General features: G+C 60.1%; 20 protein-coding genes. 10 read left to right on the top strand and 10 right to left on the bottom strand.

The genetic code is table 11. From position 1 onward, the window contains the following. Window positions 1–61 precede the first annotated feature (61 nt). On the bottom strand, window positions 62–883 hold the full coding sequence (gene aroE, locus KGA82_RS08500) for a shikimate dehydrogenase (RefSeq protein WP_223450113.1): 822 nt from the start codon (window positions 881–883) through the stop codon (window positions 62–64). A gap of 13 nt (window positions 884–896) precedes the next feature. Continuing rightward, entirely contained in the window at window positions 897–1811 is a 915-nt protein-coding gene (hemF, locus tag KGA82_RS08495) for an oxygen-dependent coproporphyrinogen oxidase (RefSeq protein ID WP_008027593.1), read from the bottom strand. A gap of 180 nt (window positions 1812–1991) precedes the next feature. Between hemF and KGA82_RS08490 the strand changes: the two genes are divergently transcribed. After that, the gene (locus KGA82_RS08490; protein WP_207285004.1) at window positions 1992–2969 is read left to right on the top strand and encodes an NADPH:quinone reductase; all 978 of its coding nucleotides are present in this window, start codon (window positions 1992–1994) and stop codon (window positions 2967–2969) included. Window positions 2970–3058: 89 nt separating this feature from the next. On the opposite strand, the gene KGA82_RS08485 is transcribed toward KGA82_RS08490, so the two are convergent. From KGA82_RS08485 to KGA82_RS08475, 3 genes are all read right to left on the bottom strand, one after another. Next, the gene (locus KGA82_RS08485) at window positions 3059–3616 is read right to left on the bottom strand and encodes an L-threonylcarbamoyladenylate synthase (protein WP_223450112.1); all 558 of its coding nucleotides are present in this window, start codon (window positions 3614–3616) and stop codon (window positions 3059–3061) included. Window positions 3617–3670: 54 nt separating this feature from the next. Next, a complete protein-coding gene (dprA, locus tag KGA82_RS08480; RefSeq protein WP_008027588.1) occupies window positions 3671–4771 on the bottom strand; it encodes a DNA-processing protein DprA in 1101 nt (366 codons plus the stop codon). A gap of 80 nt (window positions 4772–4851) precedes the next feature. Continuing rightward, window positions 4852–5877 (bottom strand): LysM peptidoglycan-binding domain-containing protein, encoded by a 1026-nt coding sequence (locus tag KGA82_RS08475; RefSeq protein ID WP_192417806.1) that lies wholly within the window; start codon window positions 5875–5877, stop codon window positions 4852–4854. Window positions 5878–6048: 171 nt separating this feature from the next. Here KGA82_RS08475 and def point away from each other — a divergent pair, with 171 nt between their 5' ends. The 5 genes from def to KGA82_RS08450 all read left to right on the top strand — a co-directional run bounded on the left by def (window position 6049) and on the right by KGA82_RS08450 (window position 10720). Beyond that, window positions 6049–6555 (top strand): peptide deformylase, encoded by a 507-nt coding sequence (gene def, locus KGA82_RS08470; protein ID WP_223450111.1) that lies wholly within the window; start codon window positions 6049–6051, stop codon window positions 6553–6555. A gap of 71 nt (window positions 6556–6626) precedes the next feature. Next, the gene (fmt, locus tag KGA82_RS08465; RefSeq protein ID WP_008027581.1) at window positions 6627–7586 is read left to right on the top strand and encodes a methionyl-tRNA formyltransferase; all 960 of its coding nucleotides are present in this window, start codon (window positions 6627–6629) and stop codon (window positions 7584–7586) included. Beyond that, window positions 7583–8893: a 16S rRNA (cytosine(967)-C(5))-methyltransferase RsmB gene (gene rsmB, locus KGA82_RS08460; protein WP_223450110.1), complete on the top strand. Its 1311-nt coding sequence runs from the start codon at window positions 7583–7585 to the stop codon at window positions 8891–8893. The genes fmt and rsmB overlap by 4 nt, the downstream gene beginning before the upstream one ends. Before the next feature lie 22 nt (window positions 8894–8915). Next, window positions 8916–10289, top strand: coding sequence for a Trk system potassium transporter TrkA (gene trkA, locus KGA82_RS08455; RefSeq protein WP_008027578.1), 1374 nt, complete (start codon window positions 8916–8918; stop codon window positions 10287–10289). A 116-nt stretch (window positions 10290–10405) separates the two neighbouring features. After that, window positions 10406–10720, top strand: coding sequence for a tetratricopeptide repeat protein (locus KGA82_RS08450; RefSeq protein WP_207285000.1), 315 nt, complete (start codon window positions 10406–10408; stop codon window positions 10718–10720). On the opposite strand, the gene KGA82_RS08445 is transcribed toward KGA82_RS08450, so the two are convergent. The 3 genes from KGA82_RS08445 to tag form a co-directional block, all read right to left on the bottom strand. Beyond that, window positions 10721–10960 carry a PilZ domain-containing protein gene (locus KGA82_RS08445; RefSeq protein WP_008027574.1) on the bottom strand — a complete coding sequence of 80 codons (240 nt, stop codon included), beginning with the start codon at window positions 10958–10960 and terminating at the stop codon, window positions 10721–10723. Window positions 10961–11127: 167 nt separating this feature from the next. After that, window positions 11128–12015: a lysophospholipid acyltransferase gene (locus KGA82_RS08440; RefSeq protein WP_008027572.1), complete on the bottom strand. Its 888-nt coding sequence runs from the start codon at window positions 12013–12015 to the stop codon at window positions 11128–11130. 40 nt (window positions 12016–12055) lie between these two features. Beyond that, on the bottom strand, window positions 12056–12613 hold the full coding sequence (gene tag / locus KGA82_RS08435; protein WP_008041464.1) for a DNA-3-methyladenine glycosylase I: 558 nt from the start codon (window positions 12611–12613) through the stop codon (window positions 12056–12058). A gap of 81 nt (window positions 12614–12694) precedes the next feature. On the opposite strand from tag, the gene glyQ reads away from it, so the two are divergent. The 4 genes from glyQ to KGA82_RS08415 all read left to right on the top strand — a co-directional run bounded on the left by glyQ (window position 12695) and on the right by KGA82_RS08415 (window position 17101). Continuing rightward, window positions 12695–13648, top strand: a complete 954-nt coding sequence (gene glyQ, locus KGA82_RS08430) for a glycine--tRNA ligase subunit alpha (protein WP_003213601.1) — start codon at window positions 12695–12697, stop codon at window positions 13646–13648. Then, window positions 13645–15699 carry a glycine--tRNA ligase subunit beta gene (gene glyS, locus KGA82_RS08425; protein ID WP_008041461.1) on the top strand — a complete coding sequence of 685 codons (2055 nt, stop codon included), beginning with the start codon at window positions 13645–13647 and terminating at the stop codon, window positions 15697–15699. Before glyQ ends, glyS begins: the two co-directional genes overlap by 4 nt. Window positions 15700–15705: 6 nt before the next feature. Next, window positions 15706–16239: a D-glycero-beta-D-manno-heptose 1,7-bisphosphate 7-phosphatase gene (gmhB, locus tag KGA82_RS08420; protein WP_008027564.1), complete on the top strand. Its 534-nt coding sequence runs from the start codon at window positions 15706–15708 to the stop codon at window positions 16237–16239. An 82-nt stretch (window positions 16240–16321) separates the two neighbouring features. Then, window positions 16322–17101: a lysophospholipid acyltransferase family protein gene (locus tag KGA82_RS08415; protein ID WP_008027562.1), complete on the top strand. Its 780-nt coding sequence runs from the start codon at window positions 16322–16324 to the stop codon at window positions 17099–17101. Window positions 17102–17387: 286 nt separating this feature from the next. Here the strand turns inward: KGA82_RS08415 and gyrB are convergent, their stop codons facing one another. Together gyrB and recF are read right to left on the bottom strand one after the other, a co-directional pair. Further along, on the bottom strand, window positions 17388–19805 hold the full coding sequence (gyrB, locus tag KGA82_RS08410) for a DNA topoisomerase (ATP-hydrolyzing) subunit B (protein ID WP_192228142.1): 2418 nt from the start codon (window positions 19803–19805) through the stop codon (window positions 17388–17390). Between the two features lie 5 nt (window positions 19806–19810). Then, window positions 19811–20914, bottom strand: a complete 1104-nt coding sequence (gene recF, locus KGA82_RS08405; RefSeq protein ID WP_008041454.1) for a DNA replication/repair protein RecF — start codon at window positions 20912–20914, stop codon at window positions 19811–19813. Window positions 20915–20921 lie beyond the last annotated feature (7 nt).

The following is a 20921-nucleotide window of genomic DNA, read 5'->3' as shown; positions in this document are numbered from 1 at the left end:
ATCAGGTACACCGCGTTATCGTTGAATCGCCAGCAAGCCGGCTCCTACAGTGTGTGTGTGTTTATAGCGCCAATTGGCGGCGCAGTTCGGCCAGCACCGGCGCGGTGTCCGGGCGTACGCCGCGCCACAGCAAGAAGGCTTCTGCCGCTTGTTCAGCGAGCATCCCCAAACCATCCATCGACACGGCAGCGCCATGCGCCGTAGCCCAACGGCAGAACGAGGTCGGTTCCTTGCCGTACATCATGTCGTAGCAAACGGTCTTGCCCGGCTCGATCAGACTGCCCGCAATCGGCGGTACATCGCCCGACAAACTGGCCGATGTCGCGTTGATGATCAGGTCCACCGATTCCCGCAACCAGTCGAAACCACTGGCCGACACCGGCCCCAGATCCGCAAACAACTCAGCCAGCAGCTCGGCTTTTTCCACCGTGCGGTTGGCGATGATCACCGAGGCGGGTTGCTCGGCCAGCAGTGGCTCCAGCGCTCCGCGCACTGCGCCGCCGGCGCCGAGCAGCAGGATGCGTTTGCCCTTGAGGCTGAAACCGGCGTTGACCGTCAGGTCCCGCACCAGCCCGGCACCATCGGTGTTGTCGCCCAGCAGCGTGCCATCGGCGAGCTTGCTCAGGGTGTTCACCGCGCCAGCCCGCTGCGCTCGCGCCGTCAAACTGTCGGCCAGACGGAACGCCTCTTCCTTGAACGGCACCGTCACGTTCGCCCCGCGACCTTCCAGGAAAAACTCCCGGGCAAAGTCGGAAAAATCGTCGAGCGGTGCCAGCGAAGTGCTGTAGTCCAGTTGCTGAGCGGTCTGCTCGGCGAACAGACGATGGATCAACGGCGACTTGCTGTGGCCAATCGGGTTACCGAATACGACGTAACGGTCCATCAGGATTCCTCGTTCAGGCCTGGGCCAACCAATCGCGGTCTTGCAGGAAGTACTCGGTCAGGCGTGCTTCTTCGCTGCCGGGCTCGGCTTTCCAGTCATAACTCCAGCGAACTTGCGGCGGCAACGACATGAGGATCGACTCGGTACGCCCACCCGATTGCAGGCCGAACAGCGTGCCACGGTCGTAAACCAGGTTGAACTCGACGTAACGGCCACGGCGGAATTCCTGGAATTCGCGCTGTTTTGCAGTGAACGCATCATTTTTGCGGCGCTGCACGATCGGCAAGTAGGCGTCGATGTAAGCGTCACCGATGGCACGCATGAAAGCGAAGCTGGTATCGAAATCCCACTCGTTCAAATCATCGAAGAACAGGCCGCCGATGCCGCGCGGTTCGTGGCGATGCTTGATGTGGAAATAGCTGTCGCACCAGGCTTTGTAGCGCGAATAGACGTCCGGACCGAACGGCGCGCAGGCCTGCTCGGCGACGCGGTGCCAGTGCACGCAGTCATCGATGTTGCCGTAATAAGGGGTCAGGTCGAAGCCGCCGCCGAACCACCAGACCGGTTCTTCGCCTTCTTTTTCGGCGATGAAAAAGCGCACGTTGGCGTGGGAAGTCGGCACATGCGGATTGTGCGGGTGAATCACCAGCGACACGCCCAGGGCTTCAAAGCCACGGCCGGCCAGTTCCGGTCGATGGGCGCTGGCGGACGGTGGGAGACCGCTGCCAAACACGTGGGAAAAGTTGACGCCGCCCTTTTCGATGACCGCGCCGTTCTCGATCACGCGGGTGCGACCGCCACCGCCGGCAGGCCGGGTCCAGGCGTCTTCGACGAATTGCGTGCCGCCGTCTTCGGCTTCCAGGGCAGCGCAAATGCGGTCTTGCAGGTCGAGCAGGTAGGCTTTTACGGCCTCGGTGCGGGTCGTCATGTCTTCACCTTGAATCGGGCAAAACTACGCGGCGCTCCATGGGAGCGGGGGCCGGCGCAAATGGGCGCGTAGCATAACATTGCAGATGGACTCGCCACAGTTGACGGGGATCAAGCTTGGGAGTTCGATAGGGCGCTTGGCACTACACCTCTAGTAGCTAAAGACCTAAGGAGAGTTCTGATGGCAAAGCGTATCCAGTTCCGCGCCCATGGCGGCCCCGAAGTGCTCGAGTATGTGGATTACCAACCGGCCGAGCCCGGCCCGCAGCAAGTGCGCGTGACCAACAAGGCCATCGGCCTGAACTTCATCGACACCTATTTCCGCAGCGGCCTCTATGCGCCGCCCGCCTTGCCGTCGGGCGTGGGTTCGGAAGGTGCAGGCGTGGTCGAGGCGGTGGGCAGCGAAGTCACCCGCTTCAAGGTCGGTGATCGCGTGGCGTACGGCAGCGGCCCATTGGGCGCCTACAGCGAGGTTCACGTATTGCCGGAAGCCAATCTGGTGCACCTGCCGGACGCGATCAGCTTCGAACAGGCCGCCGGGGTGATGCTCAAGGGCCTCACCGTGCAGTACCTGTTGCGTCAGACCTATGAACTCAAGGGTGGCGAAACCATTCTGTTTCACGCCGCTGCCGGGGGTGTCGGTTCGCTGGCCTGCCAATGGGCCAAGGCGCTGGGCGTGAAGTTGATCGGCACGGTCAGCTCGCCGGAGAAAGCCGCGTTGGCAATGGCCAACGGTGCGTGGGCGACCATCGACTACAGCCACGAAAACGTCGCTCAACGCGTACTGGAATTGACCGACGGCAAAAAAGTCCCGGTGGTGTACGACGGTGTCGGCAAAGACACCTGGCTGACTTCGCTGGATAGCACAGCGCCTCGGGGCCTGGTGGTGAGTTTTGGCAACGCTTCGGGCGCGGTGGATGGGGTCAACCTGGGGATTCTGTCGGCGAAGGGATCGCTGTACGTGACCCGGCCGACACTGGCGACTTATGCCAACAACGCTGAAAACCTGCAGCGGATGGCGGATGAGTTGTTTGAGATGATCATCAGCGGGAAGCTGAAGGTGGAGATCAGCCAGAAGTATTCACTGGCTGACGCGGCGAAGGCGCAGACCGAGTTGTCGGCGCGGCGGACGACAGGTTCGACTGTTTTGTTGCCTTGAGGGCCTCTTCGCGGGCAAGCCTCGCTCCTACAGTTTGTATGCGATCCCTGTAGGAGCGAGGCTTGCCCGCGAAGAACGATGACGCGGTCTCAACCCGGGCGAATGACGTTCCCGGTCGCCAGATCGCGAATCACGCTCGGATTCTTGCGCCCACCGAGGTTGCCGCCAAGAATCAAATCAAGCTGCCCGCTGAAATACTGCTCCACGCGAATCCGCGTCCGCGCCGCCGGCCGGCCCTGCGGGTTGGCCGAGGTCGACACCAACGGCCCGACCAATGCGCACAAATCCCGCACCAACGGGTGATCGCTGACCCGCAACGCCACCGTTTCGTGCACGCCGGTAATCCACTGCGGCAACTGATTCCGATGCGGCACCAGCCAGGTATTCGGCCCCGGCCAGGTGCTCGCCATCCGATCCATCCACAGCTCAGGGAAATCTTCGAACAGGAAGTCGAACTGGCGGATGTTGTCGGCGATCAGAATCAGGCCCTTGTCCACCGACCGGCCCTTGAGCATCAGCAGACGTTCGACCGCTTCTTCATCCCACGGGTCGCAACCCAGGCCCCAGACCGCCTCGGTTGGATAGGCAATCACCGCCCCTGCGCGAATGGCTTGCGCGGCTTGTTGCACACGCCAACTGTTGACCATGAAAAACTCTCCGGAATAAGGCTCTGCGCAGTTTACCGATGTTCCTTATAAAACCTAGCTCACCCGCGCAAACCAGCGCCCGCTTTCGCAGACCGCCCGGCCGTCCATTTCCAGTTCCGTCAGCGCCGCCAGCACTTTGGGCAGCGCCCAGCCGCTGGAGACGGACAACGCTTCACTGGTGTGCGGCGCCGCGTGCAGCAGCATCAACAGAGGATGAGCCACCGACGGAGCCTGCATGGCTAACGGCAACTGCTGCCAGCCGCGCAACGCTTCGAGGATATGTTCGATGGTTTCCACCAGCATCGCGCCGTCGCGAATCAGCTGATGACACCCCTTCGCGCCGGGATGATGGATAGATCCCGGAATCGCATACACCTCACGACCTTGTTCCGCCGCCAGCCTCGCGGTGATCAAGGAACCGCTGGCGACACTGGCCTCGACCACCAGCACGCCGAGGGACAAACCACTGATGATTCGATTGCGTCGCGGGAAGTTGCTGGCCGTAGGCCCGGCGTCCAGCGGGAACTCTGAAAGCACCGCGCTGCCCGACGCAATCATGGCATCGGCAAGCCTGCGGTTGCGCTGTGGATAAAACTTTTCAAGTCCCGTGCCAAGTACGCCGACCGTTTGCCCGCCCACGTCTAGAGCGGCTTGGTGCGCGGCGGCATCGATCCCCAGCGCCAGACCGCTGGTGATGACAAAACCGGCGCCAGCCAGACTGCGCGAAAACGCGGCGGCCGTGTCCATCCCCGGACGGGAAGCGCGACGACTGCCGACCATCGCCAATTGCGGTTTTTCCAGTATGCCCGGATCGCCCGCGACGAATAGCAGTGGCGGCGCGTCGCTGATTTCCGCCAGCAATGCCGGGTAGTCAGGCTGGTCCCACATCAGTAAATGCTGGCCGGGACGGTCTAGCCAGGCCAATGCGTGGCTGGCGCCGTCCCGGACATCATCGGCCCGGCGAGCCTCGGCGCAAGCAAACGGCAAGCCCAGCGAACGCCAGGCACTGGCCGGCGCGCTGATGGCTTTGGACGCCGAGCCGAAGGCTTCGAGCAGTTTCCTGAAACGTGCAGGACCGAGCTCCGGCAAACGATGCAGACGTAAACGGGCTTCCAGTTCCGCAGGGGAAACCGGTGTAACAGCAGGCAGCGACATGGATCATCCTTGATCGTTATGAGCCCCGTTCAAACGGGAATAAGCTGTGGATAACTCTGTTGGTAACTTGTGGAGCCTGCTTACGGATTTCGCACCTTGTCCATCACTGCCAAGGAGCGCGATGCGGTGAGCACCAATCCGTAACTGAGTTTGTCGTAGGTGCGGAACACCATCAGCAAACCGGCGCGTTCATCGGGAATTTTCAGAGGCTGGCCGGAGACCCGGTCGCGCACGGTTTCGCCGGTTTTCATCACCACCAACACGTTGCCTTCGGCGAGACCGTCGCGTTGGCCCCGGTTCAGCGTCACGACATCCATCGCGCCGATCTGGGTAACCCCGCGCGGTACGTCGATGATCAGGCCGTTGATCGGTTTTTTTGGCGCACTGGGCATGAAGGTCGAGTTGATAGATCGTTCCTCGCCGCTGAACAAGCGATCGCCGAGGCGCACTTCCTGAGTGGTGCGTTGCAGTGCAAGCGTCGCGACATCACCCTCGGTAGCGACGATTTCACCACCGCCGATGTCGTCGGCATTGATCCCCAGGAACTCCTTGCTCTCGGGGTCGGTATAAACCTTGCCTTGGCGGAAGATGCCGTAGACCGGCTGGTTCGGATCGAAATGGCCGCGGGCGAAAATCCGGTCGCCGGTGCCGCTGAGCACCCGTTCGGCATCGCCGGCGACGATGTAAGGCGCCTTGTCGAAATCCTCGACCTTGTCGACGATGCGGTTGCTCAGCAGAAAACTGTTGATCGACTGCAACGGAATGCTCGGGATGGCGTCGGCCACCGGCGAACTGTGCACCCGTGGCGAGAGCTTGATGGTGCCCCGGGAAGCCCCGCGATTGAGGGTCAGGCGCGGCTGCCCGTCAACGTAGACCAGCGACAGCAAATCGCCGGGGTAGATCAGATTGGGGTTCTGGATCTGCGGATTGGCCTGCCAGAGCTCGGGCCACTTCCACGGCTCACGGAGGAATTTCCCGGAGATGTCCCAAAGTGTGTCACCCGCCGCCACTGTGTATTGCTGTGGAAAACCTTCCTTGAGTTGCACTTGCCCATGCGCCAAACCGGCCGAGGCCAGAAGGAGCAAGGCGAGTAGTGATTTCCTCATGCGGTGAATCCCTTTATTATGTGCGTTCGCGTGAAACGCCAGAGCCCTCGTGGCTCGCTCCCGACTCTTTACCTAAAAGAAAAGGAGCTACGCTTCACAACGGTAGCCTGCATCTTCGGACCTGCCAGGCCATCGACCCGACTTTACCTCACACGTGCAGCAATCAAGCTTATGGCCATTTTAGACATCCTCGAATTCCCCGACTCGCGCCTGCGCACTATCGCCAAACCTGTGGCCGTAGTGGACGACGAAGTGCATCAGTTGGTCGATGATATGTTTGAAACAATGTATGAAGCGCCAGGCATCGGCCTCGCCGCGACCCAGGTCAACGTGCACAAACGTATCGTCGTGATGGACCTCTCCGAAGACCGCACCGAACCGCGGGTGTTCATCAACCCCGAGTTCGAGCCCCTGACCGACGAGATGGAGCAATACCAGGAAGGCTGCCTCTCGGTGCCGGGTTTCTACGAAAACGTCGATCGCCCACAGAAGGTCAAGGTCAAGGCCCTGGACCGCGACGGCCAGCCTTACGAACTGATCGCCGAAGGCCTGCTCGCCGTGTGCATCCAGCATGAATGCGACCACCTGAACGGCAAATTGTTCGTCGACTACCTGTCGAATCTCAAACGTGACCGAATCAAGAAAAAACTGGAAAAGCTCCATCGCCAGAACGCTTGATGCCCTCCTTTCAAAGGCTTGCTGCGGCAAGCCTTTTTCTTTTGCGACTGCTTTGTAAATGAGAGCTTCCCATGACTGAGCCACTGCGCATCGTCTTTGCCGGCACCCCGGAATTCGCCGCCGAACACCTCAAGGCCCTGCTCGACAGCCCTTACGAGATCGTCGCGGTCTACACCCAACCGGACCGTCCGGCAGGTCGCGGGCAAAAGCTGATGCCGAGCCCGGTCAAGCAGTTGGCACTGGAAAACAATATCCCGGTGCTGCAACCGCCAACCCTGCGCAACGAAGACGCTCAAGCCGAACTGGCCGCGCTGAAGCCGGATTTGCTGGTAGTGGTCGCCTACGGCCTGATCCTGCCGCAAGTGGTACTGGATATTCCGCGCCTGGGTTGCATCAACAGCCACGCGTCGTTGCTGCCACGCTGGCGCGGTGCGGCGCCGATCCAGCGCGCCGTCGAAGCCGGCGACAGCGAAAGCGGCGTGACCGTGATGCGCATGGAACTGGGCCTCGACACCGGGCCGATGCTGCTCAAGGTCACTACGCCGATCAGCGCTGAAGACACTGGCGGCAGCCTCCACGACCGCCTGGCGGAACTCGGCCCACCGGCAGTGATTCAAGCCATCGCCGGCCTCGCCGCCGGCACGCTGGAAGGCGAAGTGCAGGACGACAGCCTCGCCACCTACGCACACAAATTGAACAAGGACGAAGCGCGCATCGACTGGACCCGCCCGGCCATTGAGCTGGAACGTCTGGTCCGCGCCTTCAACCCGTGGCCGATCACCCACAGCACGTTGAATGGCGAAGCGCTGAAAGTGCTGGCCGCGAGCCTCGCCGAAGGCAAGGGCGCACCAGGTGAAATCCTCAGCGCCAGCAAAGACGGTCTGATCGTCGCTTGCGGTGAGCAGGCTCTGTGTCTGACCCGTCTGCAATTGCCCGGCGGCAAGGCGCTGAACTTCAGCGATTTGTTCAACAGCCGTCGTGAGAAATTCGCCGTCGGCACCGTGCTCGGTCAAACGGCGGACGCTCAATGAATCCACGTCTGGCCGCCGCCAAGGCACTTGCTGCAGTTCTCAACGGAAAAGCCTCACTCAACAGTTCGCTGCCGACACAAATGGACAAGGTCGAAGACCGCGATCGCGGCTTCACCCAGGACCTGGCGTTCGGCACCGCGCGCTGGCAGCCACGTTTGTCGGCGCTCGCGGCCAAGTTGCTGCAGAAGCCGTTCAAGGCTGCCGACGCCGATGTCGAGGCGTTGCTGCTGGTCGGTCTCTATCAACTGCTTTACACCCGCGTCCCGGCTCACGCCGCCATCGGCGAAACCGTTGGTTGCGCCGACAAGCTGAAGAAGCCGTGGGCCAAAGCCTTGCTCAACGCCGTGTTGCGCCGCGCCCAACGTGAAAGCGAAGCGCTGCTGGCCGAGCTGGAACACGACCCGGTGGTGCGCACCGCCCACCCACGCTGGCTGCAAAAATCCCTGAAAGCGTTTTGGCCTGAGCAGTGGGAAGCCATTTGCGCGGCAAACAACGCGCATCCGCCGATGATTCTGCGGGTCAACCGTCGCCATCACAGCCGCGATGCCTACTTGGGTCTGCTGACCGAAGCGGGCATCACCGCCACGGCGTGCGTTTACAGCCGGGACGGCATCATTCTCGACGCCGCCGCCGACGTACGCAGCCTGCCGGGCTTCGCCGAAGGCTGGATCAGCGTGCAGGACGAAGCGGCGCAACTGGCCGCCGACCTGCTCGACCTTGCGCCGGGTCAACGGGTGCTCGACGCCTGCTGCGCTCCGGGCGGCAAGACCTGTCACATCCTCGAAGCCGAACCCGCACTGGCGGGCGTCGTCGCCGTGGATCTGGAAGCCAAGCGTCTGGTGCGTGTGCGAGAAAACCTCGCACGTCTGGGCCTGAGCGCCGAACTGATCGCCGCCGACGGCCGCGACACGGCCACTTGGTGGGATGGCAAACCGTTCCAACGCATCCTGCTCGATGCGCCATGCTCGGCCACCGGCGTGATCCGTCGTCACCCGGACATCAAGCTGACTCGCCAACCGGATGACATCGCCGCGCTGGCAGTGCTGCAAGGCGAATTGCTCGATGCCATGTGGATAACTCTGGAGGTCGGCGGGATTCTGCTTTACGCCACCTGTTCCACGTTGCCGACCGAGAACACCGAAGTCATCGAAGCCTTCCTCGCCCGCACGCCGGGCGCCCGTGAGCTGGACCTCGCCACCACGGCCGGCATCAAGCAGCCCCACGGTCGCCAGCTGCTGGCACAGGAAGGCGGCCACGACGGGTTCTATTACGCCAAGCTGATCAAGATCGCCGCCGCGCGCGGTTAACCGGTTTTAAGGGAGTGACTGGATGAAAATCATCATCCTCGGCGCAGGGCAGGTCGGCGGTTCGCTGGCGGAACACTTGGCCAGCGAGGCCAACGACATCACCGTGGTCGACACCGATGGCGAACGCCTGCGCGACCTCGGCGACCGGCTGGACATCCGCACCGTGCAAGGCCGCGGCTCGCTGCCGACGGTGCTGCGCCAGGCCGGCGCGGACGATGCCGACATGCTGGTGGCGGTGACCAACAGTGACGAAACCAACATGGTCGCCTGCCAGGTCGCCCACACCCTGTTCCACACCCCGACGAAAATCGCCCGGGTACGCGAAGCGGCGTACCTCACGCGCTCCGAGCTGTTCGATAACGAAGCGATTCCGGTGGATGTGCTGATCAGCCCGGAACAAGTGGTCACCAACTACATCAAGCGCCTGATCCAGCATCCGGGTGCGTTGCAGGTGATCGATTTCGCCGAAGGCAAAGCGCAGCTGGTCGCGGTGAAGGCGTATTACGGCGGACCGCTGGTGGGTCAGCAACTGCGTCAGTTACGTGAACACATGCCGAATGTCGAAACCCGCGTAGCGGCGATTTTCCGCCGTGACCGGCCGATCCTGCCTCAGGGCGATACGGTGATCGAGGCGGACGACGAAGTATTTTTCATCGCCGCCAAGGCGAATATTCGCGCAGTGATGAGTGAAATGCGCCGCCTCGATGAGAGCTACAAGCGCATCGTCATCGCCGGGGGCGGGCAGATCGGCGAGCGTCTGGCCGAGGCCATCGAAAGTCGTTATCAGGTGAAGATCATCGAGATGAACCCGGCCCGCTGCCGCCATCTCTCGGACACCCTCGACAGCACCGTGGTCCTGCAAGGCAGTGCCTCCGACCGCGATTTGCTGATGGAAGAGAACATCGCCGACGCCGACATCTTCCTGGCGCTGACGAACGACGACGAAGCCAACATCATGTCGTCGCTGCTGGCCAAGCGCCTGGGCGCGAAGAAGGTGATGACGATCATCAACAACCCGGCTTACGTCGACTTGATCCAGGGTGGCGACATCGACATCGCCATCAGCCCGCAACTGGCGACCATCGGCACCTTGCTGGCCCACGTGCGGCGCGGCGACATCGTCAGCGTGCATTCATTGCGCCGTGGTGCGGCGGAGGCCATCGAAGCCATTGCCCATGGTGATGCGAAGTCGAGCAAAGTGATCGGCAAGGCCATCGAGAACATCGGTCTGCCGCCCGGCACCACGATTGGCGCGATCATTCGTGATGAAGAGGTGATCATTGCCCACGATGACACGGTGATCGCGGCGGGTGACCATGTGATTCTGTTCCTTGTGGATAAGAAGCATATTCGGGATGTGGAGAAGTTGTTCCATGTCGGCCTGAGTTTTTTCTGATCCGAAGGCCTCTTCGCGGGCAAGCCTCGCTCCTACAGGGATATGCATGTTACCTGTAGGAGCGAGGCTTGCCCGCGAAGGCGATTCCGAAGCTCCCCCAAAAACCGAGGTGCACCATGATCGAATCCCTGGAAAAAATGCTCGCCAAGGGTGTGGATAACTCATTGCTGCGCTTCGGCCTCGGCAAGGGGTATCTGGATCTCGGGGAAAACGCCAAGGCCGCCGAGCATTTCCAGCGTTGCGTCGAATTCGACCCGAAGTATTCAGCGGCCTGGAAGCTGTTGGGCAAGGCATATCTGGCGCTGGCGGACTATCCGGCCGCGCGTCAGGCGTGGGAGCAGGGTCTGGAAGCTGCTCGTGCTCACGGCGACAAGCAGGCGGAGAAGGAGATGACGGTGTTCCTGAAGAAACTTGAGCGCCAGGCGCACTGATCAGAGGTAGCGCAGGCCAATGCCGTCAGCGTCTACCAGCACCACTTCCATGCGAACCCGCGGCGCGCCTGTGGGTAAATCCTGTACCTGACCATAGACCACCGCCCCCTTGGGCAACGCCGACAAGCCCGGATGCTTGACGTAGACGCCCGTGGTCGAGAGATTTCGGGTCTGGCCGAGGCATTCGCCGAAGCTTTCGTGACTGATCTTGATGCGAAACGATTTGCGGTGTTCGGACATCTTCTGCGCCCTTTTTATGAACAGTTGTGGATAACCCGAACCGGTAGGAGCGAAGCTTGCTCGCGAAGGCGATATCACATCCAACATCAATGTTGAATGAAATGGCCTCTTCGCGGGCAAGCCTCGCTCCTACAGGTTCAAGTTATCCACAGATCATGCCAATCAACTCAATACCAGCGCTCTTCACCCGGCGGCCGCTTCTTGAAGCGCTTCATGCTCCACATGTACTGGCTCGGATAAGCACGCACATAGCGCTCGACCACCTTGCTCATGGCTGCGCAGGACGTCTCGGTATCAGTGCTGTACATGGCCTCTGGCGCCGCTTCGAGGATCACTTTGTAGCCCGAACCGTCCGGTAACCGCAGCGCGTGAAGGAACACGCCAACCGCCTTGCCGCCAGCGAGCATGTTCGGCACAAACTTGCTGGTGAGTGCCTGAGTAGCGAAGAACGGCACGAAGATCCCGGCGGATTCGGCCGGTTCCGGGTCAGCGGGAATGCCCACTGCACCACCTTTGCGCACTTCCTTGATGACGCTGAGGATGCCTTCCTTGGTAGAGGCGGCGACCCTGTTACCCAGTTGCACCCGCTGCTTGCGCAGCAATTCATCCACAGCCTTGAGCTTTGGCGGACGATAGAAAATGATCGGTTTGCACTGGCTGCAATAGAAGTGGTTCAACACTTCCCAGTTGCCGAGGTGGCTGGTGATGCCGACCACACCTTTGCCGGAGGCGAGGGCGTCTTTCAAGACGTCGAGCCCTTCGACTTCGCGCACCAGATCGATGGAACGCTGCGCCGGCCAGATCCACGCGCAGGCACTTTCGGTCAGTGATTTGCCGATGTCTTTCAGGCTCTGGCCGACCAGACGCTCGCGCTCGGCAGGGTCCATCTCCGGAAAACACTTGGCCAGATTGATCCGCACCACGTCGCGGGAACGGTTAGGGGTTTTCCACATTACCCAGCCGATGGCCGAGCCAACCGTCTGCACTGCTCGCCAGGGAAGCAGGGCAAACAGCCGCAGAGCGCCTACCAGCAAGGCGCCTTTCAACTTATCCACAGGTCACTCCTGATCTTGTGCTGTGCGCGAGGCGGCTATTCTAACCGCCGATCGACAAGGTCGCGTAGCGATCGCAATCCTTGGTGTGGTCCATGACCATCCCCGAGGCCTGCATCAGCGCGTAGCAAATAGTCGGGCCGACGAAGGTGAAACCGGCTTTTTTCAGGCCTTTGCTCATCTCCACGGCGACCGGCGTGACCGCCGGGACTTCGGTGCGATCCTTGAAATGATTGATCACAGGCTTACCGCCGACGAAAGACCAGAGAAACTCGACCGGATCTTCCAGCGCCAGCCAGGCCTGGGCATTGCGCCGGGCAGCGTTGAGTTTGAGGCGATTGCGGATGATCCCGGGATCGAGCATCAATTCATCGATTTCGGCGTCGCTCATTTGCGCCACGCGCTGTACATCGAAGCCGAACAGCACCTCGCGATATCGCTCGCGTTTACGCAACACGGTGATCCAGGAAAGGCCGGCCTGGAACCCTTCGAGCAAAAGCAACTCGAACAATCCCTGCGCATCGCGTAGCGGCGTGCCCCACTCCTGGTCGTGATAAGCCATGTACAGCGGATCTTCGGAACACCAAAAGCAGCGTGGCATAAGGCTCCAGGGGGCGTGCGCAGCAATGAATCGGGTATACTCCCGCTCTTTAAATCGCAGCCCAAGAAACAGGTGAATTTCGTGAGCCAGCCTACGCCAGCCGTGCGTACCTTCCAAGACTTGATCCTCGCCCTCCAGCAATACTGGGCCGAGCAAGGTTGCGTGGTACTTCAGCCCTACGATATGGAAGTAGGCGCCGGGACTTTCCACACTGCCACGTTTCTGCGCGCCATCGGCCCGGAAACCTGGAACGCCGCTTATGTGCAGCCCAGTCGTCGCCCGACTGACGGCCGCTACGGCGAAAACCCGAACCGCCTGCAGCACTACTATCAGTTCCAGGTAGTCCTGAAGCCGAACCCGGACAACTTCCAGGAACTGTACCTGGGCTCCCTCAAGCATGTCGGCCTGGACCCGCTGGTCCACGACATTCGCTTCGTCGAAGACAACTGGGAATCGCCGACCCTGGGCGCCTGGGGTCTGGGCTGGGAAGTCTGGCTCAACGGCATGGAAGTGACGCAGTTCACTTACTTCCAGCAGGCGGGCGGCATCGAGTGCTACCCGGTAACCGGCGAGATCACTTACGGCCTCGAGCGTCTGGCCATGTACCTGCAAGGCGTGGACTCGGTCTACGACCTGGTCTGGGCTGACGGTCCGTTCGGCAAAGTGACCTACGGCGACGTGTTCCACCAGAACGAAGTGGAGCAGTCGACCTACAACTTCGAACACGCCAACGTCGAGAAGCTGTTCGAACTGTTCGACTTCTACGAAAGCGAAGCCAAGCGCCTGATCGAACTCGACCAGCCGCTGCCGTTGCCGAGCTACGAAATGGTGTTGAAGGCGTCCCATACCTTCAACCTGCTGGATGCGCGCCGGGCGATCTCGGTGACTGCGCGTCAGCAATACATTCTGCGTGTGCGCACCCTGGCGCGTTCCGTTGCGCAAGCCTACTTGCTGGCTCGCGCCAAGCTGGGCTTCCCGATGGCGACCCCGGACCTGCGTGACGAAGTACTGGCCAAGCTGGAGGCTGCACAATGAGTGCTCAAGATTTCCTGGTTGAACTGGGCACCGAAGAACTGCCACCCAAGGCCCTGAACACCTTGGCCGAAGCGTTCCTGGCCGGTATCGACAAAGGCCTGCAAGCCGCTGGCCTGAACTACGAGACCAAAACCGTCTACGCCGCGCCGCGTCGTCTGGCTGTGCTGATCACCGCGCTGGCTACCCAGCAACCGGATCGCAGCATCAACCTCGACGGCCCGCCACGTCAGGCGGCGTTCGATGCCGAAGGCAACCCGACTCAAGCGGCACTGGGTTTCGCCAAGAAGTGCGGCGTAGAGCTGAGCGAAATCGATCAGAGCGGTCCGAAACTGCGTTACAGCCAGAGCATCGCCGGCAAGCCGACCGCGAGCCTGCTGCCGACCATCGTCGAAGATTCCCTGAATGACCTGCCGATCCCGAAGCGCATGCGCTGGGGCGCGCGCAAGGAAGAATTCGTTCGTCCGACCCAATGGCTGGTCATGCTGCTCGGTGACCAGGTCATCGATTGCACGATCCTCGCCCAGAAGGCCGGCCGCGATTCCCGTGGTCACCGCTTCCATCACCCTGAAAGCGTACGCATCACCTCGCCGGCCAACTACCTGACCGACTTGCGTGCCGCTTACGTTCTGGCCGACGCCAACGAACGTCGCGCGATTATCAGCAAGCGCACCGAAGAACTGGCGACGATGCAGGAAGGCACGGCGATCGTTCCGCCAGCCCTGCTCGACGAAGTGACCGCGCTGGTTGAATGGCCGGTGCCGCTGGTGTGCTCGTTCGAAGAGCGTTTCCTCGACGTGCCGCAAGAAGCACTGATTACCACCATGCAGGACAACCAGAAGTATTTCTGCCTGCTGGATGCCGACGGCAAGTTGCTGCCACGTTTCATTACCGTGGCCAACATCGAAAGCAAAGACCCGCAGCAAATCATCGCCGGTAACGAGAAAGTGGTTCGCCCACGCCTGACCGACGCCGAGTTCTTCTTCAAGCAAGACAAGAAGCAGAAACTCGAAGACTTCAACCTGCGCCTGCAAAACGTGGTGTTCCAGGAAAAACTCGGCAGCGTCTACGACAAGGCCGAGCGCGTATCCAAGCTTGCTGCGTTCATCGCGCAACGCATTGGCGGCAACGCGGCATGGGCTTCCCGTGCCGGCCTGCTGTCCAAGTGCGACCTGGCGACCGAGATGGTCGGTGAGTTCCCGGAGATGCAAGGCGTCGCCGGTTACTACTACGCCCTGAACGATGGCGAGCCGGAAGAAGTCGCGCTGGCGCTGAACGAGCAATACATGCCGCGCGGTGCCGGTGCTGAACTGCCGACCACCCTGACCGGTGCGGCCGTGGCCATCGCTGACAAACTCGACACGCTGGTCGGTATCTTCGGGATCGGTATGCTGCCAACCGGTAGCAAAGACCCGTATGCCCTGCGCCGTGCTGCACTGGGCGTATTGCGCATCCTGATCGACAAGAAGCTCGACCTCGACCTGAACGACGCCGTGGCCTTTGCCGTGAATGCGTTCGGCGCCAAGGTCAAGGCTGCTGGCCTGGCCGACTCGGTACTGGAATTCGTGTTCGACCGTCTGCGTGCCCGTTACGAAGATGAAGGCGTGGACGTGGCGACTTACCTGTCGGTTCGTGCCCTGAAACCAGGTTCTGCGCTGGACTTCGATCAGCGCGTACAAGCGGTGGAAGCGTTCCGCAAATTGCCTGAAGCGGCGGCCCTCGCTGCAGTGAACAAGCGCGTTTCGAACTTGCTGAGCAAGGTCGAAGGTTCTGTTCCTACAGTCGTTGAAGCCAAGTACTTCGACAACGCCAACGAATTCTCCCTGTACTCGGCGATTCAGCAGGCGGACCAAGCGGTTCAACCGATGGCAGCTGCGCGTCAGTACAGCGAATCGCTGGCACGTCTGGCAGCCTTGCGCGAGCCTGTGGATGCTTTCTTCGAAGCCGTCATGGTCAACGCTGAAGATGCCAAGGTCCGTGCCAACCGCTATGCGCTGCTCGCGCGTCTGCGTGGCTTGTTCCTCGGCGTCGCCGATATTTCGTTGCTGGGGTAAGACTGTTTGAAACTGCTGATTCTCGATCGGGACGGGGTGATCAATTACGACTCCGACGCTTACATCAAGTCGGTGGAGGAGTGGAAACCGCTCCCCGGTTCGATCGAAGCCATCGCGCAGTTGAGCAAGGCCGGCTGGACGGTAGCAGTCGCTACCAACCAGTCCGGCATCGCTCGCGGCTATTACGACGTCGCCACCCTGGACGCCATGCACGAGCGCTTGCGCTCGTTGGTGGCGGAGCAGGGCGGTGAAGTCGGGCTGATCGTCTATTGCCCGCACGGGCCGGACGAAGGCTGCGATTGCCGCAAGCCAAAACCCGGGATGCTGAAAACCATCGCCACGCATTACAACGTATCGCTGACTAATCTATGGTTCGTCGGCGACAGTCTTGGTGACCTGGAAGCCGCCAAAGCCGTCGATTCTCAGCCAGTTTTGGTAAAGACCGGGAAAGGCGAAAAGACTTTGGGCAAAACCCTACCGGTAGGCACTTTGATTTTTGACGATCTCGCGGCGATTGCCGCAGAACTTATCCACAATTAGAGCGTTTTCGAGATTCCTGACCAAGGATTGATCGGGAGTGCGCTTTATATAGACGGGCAGAGCCCGCACGGTAAACGTCGCCATGTCGATATTGCAGGCCATCAGAACCTTCCTCTTTTACCTGCTGCTGGGCACCAGTTCCTTGCTTTGGTGCAGCCTGAGCTTTTTTATCGCGCCTTTTCTGCCGTTCAAGGCGCGCTATCGTTTTATCAACGTGTACTGGTGCCGTTGCGCCTTGTGGCTGAGCAAAGTCTTTCTGGGCATCAGCTACGAAGTGAAAGGTGCCGAGAACGTGCCAGACCAGCCCTGCGTGATTCAGTCGAACCACCAGAGCACCTGGGAGACGTTCTTCCTCTCGGCCTATTTCGAGCCGTTGAGCCAGGTACTGAAGCGTTCATTGCTGTTTGTACCGTTCTTCGGTTGGGCCATGGCCATGCTGCGGCCGATCGCCATCGATCGCGATAATCCGAAGGCCGCGCTCAAACATGTAGCGAAGCAGGGCGATGAACTGCTGAAGGATGGCGTCTGGGTACTGATATTCCCTGAAGGAACGCGGGTCCCTTACGGCACCATCGGAAAATTCTCACGAGGTGGTACGGCGTTAGCCGTCAACGCCGAACTTCCGGTGCTGCCGATTGCGCACAATGCCGGCAAGTTCTGGCCGAAAACCGGTTGGGCCAAGAAGCAGGGCGTCATCACTGTGATCATCGGCGAGCCGATGTACGCCGAAGGCAGCGGGCCCCGTGCGATTGCTAACCTCAATGACCGGGTTCAGGCCTGGAACGAGCAGATGCAACGGGAAATGGGCTCGCTCCCACCCGCTCCGCAAGCGCCGGCTGCCAATGATCAGATGGCTGTCTGAGATTCTGTGGATAACCTGTGTACCGTTTCGCTGAAAAGTAGCGTATTTAGTTTGTAGGCTTATGATTTATATACATATTTCCTAAGCTCATAAAATATGGAAAAAGGTGCATAAGTTTTTTTCGGACGTAAAAAAACCGGCTGATATAGCCGGTTTTTTTATGCCTTCGATTACTGTACTTCAATCGCTGAACAACACCACGATGTGACTGTAATCAGAGCCATTCAAAAACAAAAAGGCCAGCGCATTGCGCTGGCCTTTTTTTATTTTTGGCAGAACCGCTGGATCAGAAGTCCAGGTTGGAAACCGCCAAGGCATTGCTTTCGATGAAGTCACGACGAGGTTCGACCGCATCACCCATCAGGGTGTTGAAGATCTGGTCCGCGCCAATGGCGTCTTCGATGGTCACTTTGAGCATCCGGCGCTGGCTTGGGTCCATGGTGGTTTCCCACAGCTGATCCGGATTCATCTCACCCAGACCTTTGTATCGCTGGATGGTGTGACGCTTGGTGCTTTCAGCCATCAGCCATTCAAGGGCTTCCTTGAACTCGGTGACCGGCTTCCTGCGTTCGCCACGCTGGATGTACGCGCCGTCGTCCAGCAGGGTGCTCAGCTGAGCGCCCAGGGATACGACAGTCCTGTAATCGTTGCTGCCGAAGAAGTCGCGGTTGAACGTGACGTAGTTCGACAGGCCGTGAGAGATCAGTTCGACCTCTGGCAGCCAGACGTTACGCTCACGGTCTTCACGCAGGCTGGCCTTGTAGACCAGGCCGGACTTCTCGACGGTGCGCAGACGGACTTCATACTTGGCCAGCCAATCTTGCATCGCTGCGTGATCGGACAGTTGCTCCATGCTCACCGCTGGCAGGTAGATGAAGTGCTCGGTCAGTTCCTGAGGGTACAGGCGCGACAGACGCTTGAGGGTCTTCATCACCAGACGGAAGTCGTTCACCAAGCGCTCGAGAGCTTCGCCGGAGATACCCGGGGCTTCCTCGTTCAGGTGCAGGCTCGCATCTTCCAGGGCCGACTGCGTCATGTACTCTTCCATGGCGTCGTCGTCTTTGATGTATTGCTCTTGCTTGCCTTTCTTGACCTTGTACAGCGGTGGCTGAGCGATGTAGATGTAGCCACGCTCGATCAGCTCTGGCAGCTGACGGAAGAAGAACGTCAGCAGCAGCGTACGGATGTGCGAACCGTCGACGTCAGCATCGGTCATGATGATGATGTTGTGGTAGCGCAGCTTGTCGATGTTGTATTCGTCACGACCGATACCGCAGCCCAGTGCGGTGATCAAGGTGCCCACTTCTTGCGAAGAGATCATCTTGTCGAAGCGCGCCTTCTCGACGTTGAGGATCTTGCCCTTCAACGGCAGGATGGCCTGGGTTTTACGGTTACGCCCCTGCTTGGCGGAGCCGCCAGCAGAGTCACCTTCCACGAGGTACAGTTCGGAAAGGGCAGGGTCTTTTTCCTGGCAGTCAGCCAGTTTACCCGGCAGGCCGGCGATGTCCAGCGCACCTTTGCGGCGGGTCATCTCACGGGCCTTACGTGCTGCTTCACGCGCACGTGCCGCGTCGATCATCTTGCCGACGACCAGTTTGGCTTCGTTCGGGTTTTCCAGCAGGAAGTCGGAGAAGTACTTGCCCATTTCCTGTTCGACCGCGGTCTTCACTTCGGAAGAAACCAGCTTGTCTTTGGTCTGGGAGCTGAACTTCGGATCCGGCACCTTCACCGAGATGATCGCGGTCAAGCCTTCACGGGCGTCATCACCGGTGGTGGCAACCTTGTGCTTCTTGGCCAGGCCTTCAGCTTCGATGTAGGTGTTCAGGTTACGCGTCAGTGCGGAACGGAAACCCACCAGGTGAGTACCGCCATCACGCTGCGGGATGTTGTTGGTGAAGCACAACAGGTTCTCGTTGAAGCTGTCGTTCCACTGCAGGGCGATTTCCACGCCGATGCCGTCTTCACGCTGGATGTTGAAGTGGAACACCTGGTTGACCGCAGTCTTGTTGGTGTTCAGGTATTCAACGAACGCACGCAGGCCGCCTTCGTACTTGAACAGCTCTTCCTTGCCGCTGCGCTCATCCTTGAGGACGATGCCGACACCGGAGTTGAGGAAGGACAGTTCACGAATCCGCTTGGCCAGGATGTCCCAGCTGAAGTGGATGTTCTTGAAGGTTTCAGCCGATGGCTTGAAGTGAATCTGGGTGCCCGTGGTTTCGCTCTCACCAACGATTTTCATCGGCTCTTGCGGGACGCCATGGACGTAAGTCTGTTCCCAGATCTTGCCGCTGCGGCGAACGGTCAGGACCAGTTCCTTGGACAGTGCGTTCACTACCGAAACACCTACACCGTGCAGACCGCCGGATACTTTGTAGGAGTTGTCGTCGAACTTACCGCCGGCGTGCAGCACGGTCATGATGACCTCGGCTGCCGAGACGCCTTCTTCTTTGTGTACGTCTACCGGGATACCACGACCGTTGTCGCGAACGGTGATGGATTCGTCCGGGTGGATGATGATGCTGATGTCGTCGCAATGGCCGGCCAAAGCTTCGTCGATCGAGTTATCGACCACCTCGAACACCATGTGGTGCAGACCGCTGCCATCGTCGGTGTCACCAATGTACATACCGGGACGTTTGCGTACGGCATCCAGGCCTTTCAGCACTTTAATGCTCGTTGAGTCGTACGTATTTTCTTCGCTCAATGCCTTCACTCCCGATGGTCGTGGGTCTGGGTGATACGGCCCTGTTCCACGTGGAACAGAGCGACTGGCGTTTCCGTCTGCCAGCCTTCCCTCAATAATTCGTGATCTACACAGGTGATAAACACCTGGCAGCGTAAGTCTTCCAACAAGCGGCAAAGCGCGCGGCGGTGCTGCTCGTCCAGTTCGGACGGCAAGTCATCCACCAGATAAATACACTGGCCGCGTCGGGCCTGGCTGACCAGGTGCCCTTGGGCAATCCGCAATGCACAGACCACCAACTTCTGCTGACCGCGGGACAAGATGTCCGCGGCGTTATGTGCGCCCAATCTGAGGCGCAAATCAGCGCGTTGTGGTCCGGCCTGGGTATGACCCATCTGCTGGTCTCGCTGAACGGACCCAGCGAGCACTGCACTCAATTCGCGGTCTTTGTCCCAGCCTCGGTAATAGCTGAGCGTCAAACCTTCAAGCTCAACCAGTTCGCTCAAGGTCTGTTCAAAGACTGGTTTCAAGGCTTTGATATAGGCACGGCGGTATTCATCAATTTCAGCGCTGGCCTGGCACAGTTCCCTGTCCCAAACCGCTTGCGAAACGGCGTCAAGTGTACCATGCCGCAGCCAAGAGTTTCTCTGGCGCAGGGCCTTCTGCAAGCGCTGCCAGGTAGACATGAACCGCGGTTCCACGTGGAACACGCCCCAGTCGAGAAACTGCCGGCGAATCTTCGGTGCGCCTTCAAGCAGGCGGAAGCTATCAGGGTTGATCAGTTGCAGCGGCAGGATCTCCGCCAGTTGTGCCGCACTGCGCGCGTTCTGCCCGTCAATACGGATCTGGAACTCGCCTTGGCGATCCCGTGATATCCCCAGTGCGCTATGCCCGCCCTCAGCCAACTCAACCTGACCGAATACGGTACAGGCCAATTGCTCGTACTGAATAACCGGCAAAAGGCGGGTACTACGAAACGAACGGGCAAGCCCCAGCAGGTGAATGGCTTCCAGAACACTGGTTTTGCCGCTGCCGTTGGCGCCGTAAAGAATGTTGATTCGGGGGGAGGGGGAGAAGGTCACCGGGTGCAGATTGCGCACCGCGGTGACCGAGACGCGACTTAATGACATCTAGCTT

The sequence above is a fragment of the Pseudomonas sp. BF-RE-22 genome (assembly GCF_019956155.1).
In the GTDB taxonomy this organism is placed as follows: domain Bacteria; phylum Pseudomonadota; class Gammaproteobacteria; order Pseudomonadales; family Pseudomonadaceae; genus Aquipseudomonas; species Aquipseudomonas migulae.
This window is presented reverse-complemented; position numbering and strand designations above follow the sequence as displayed.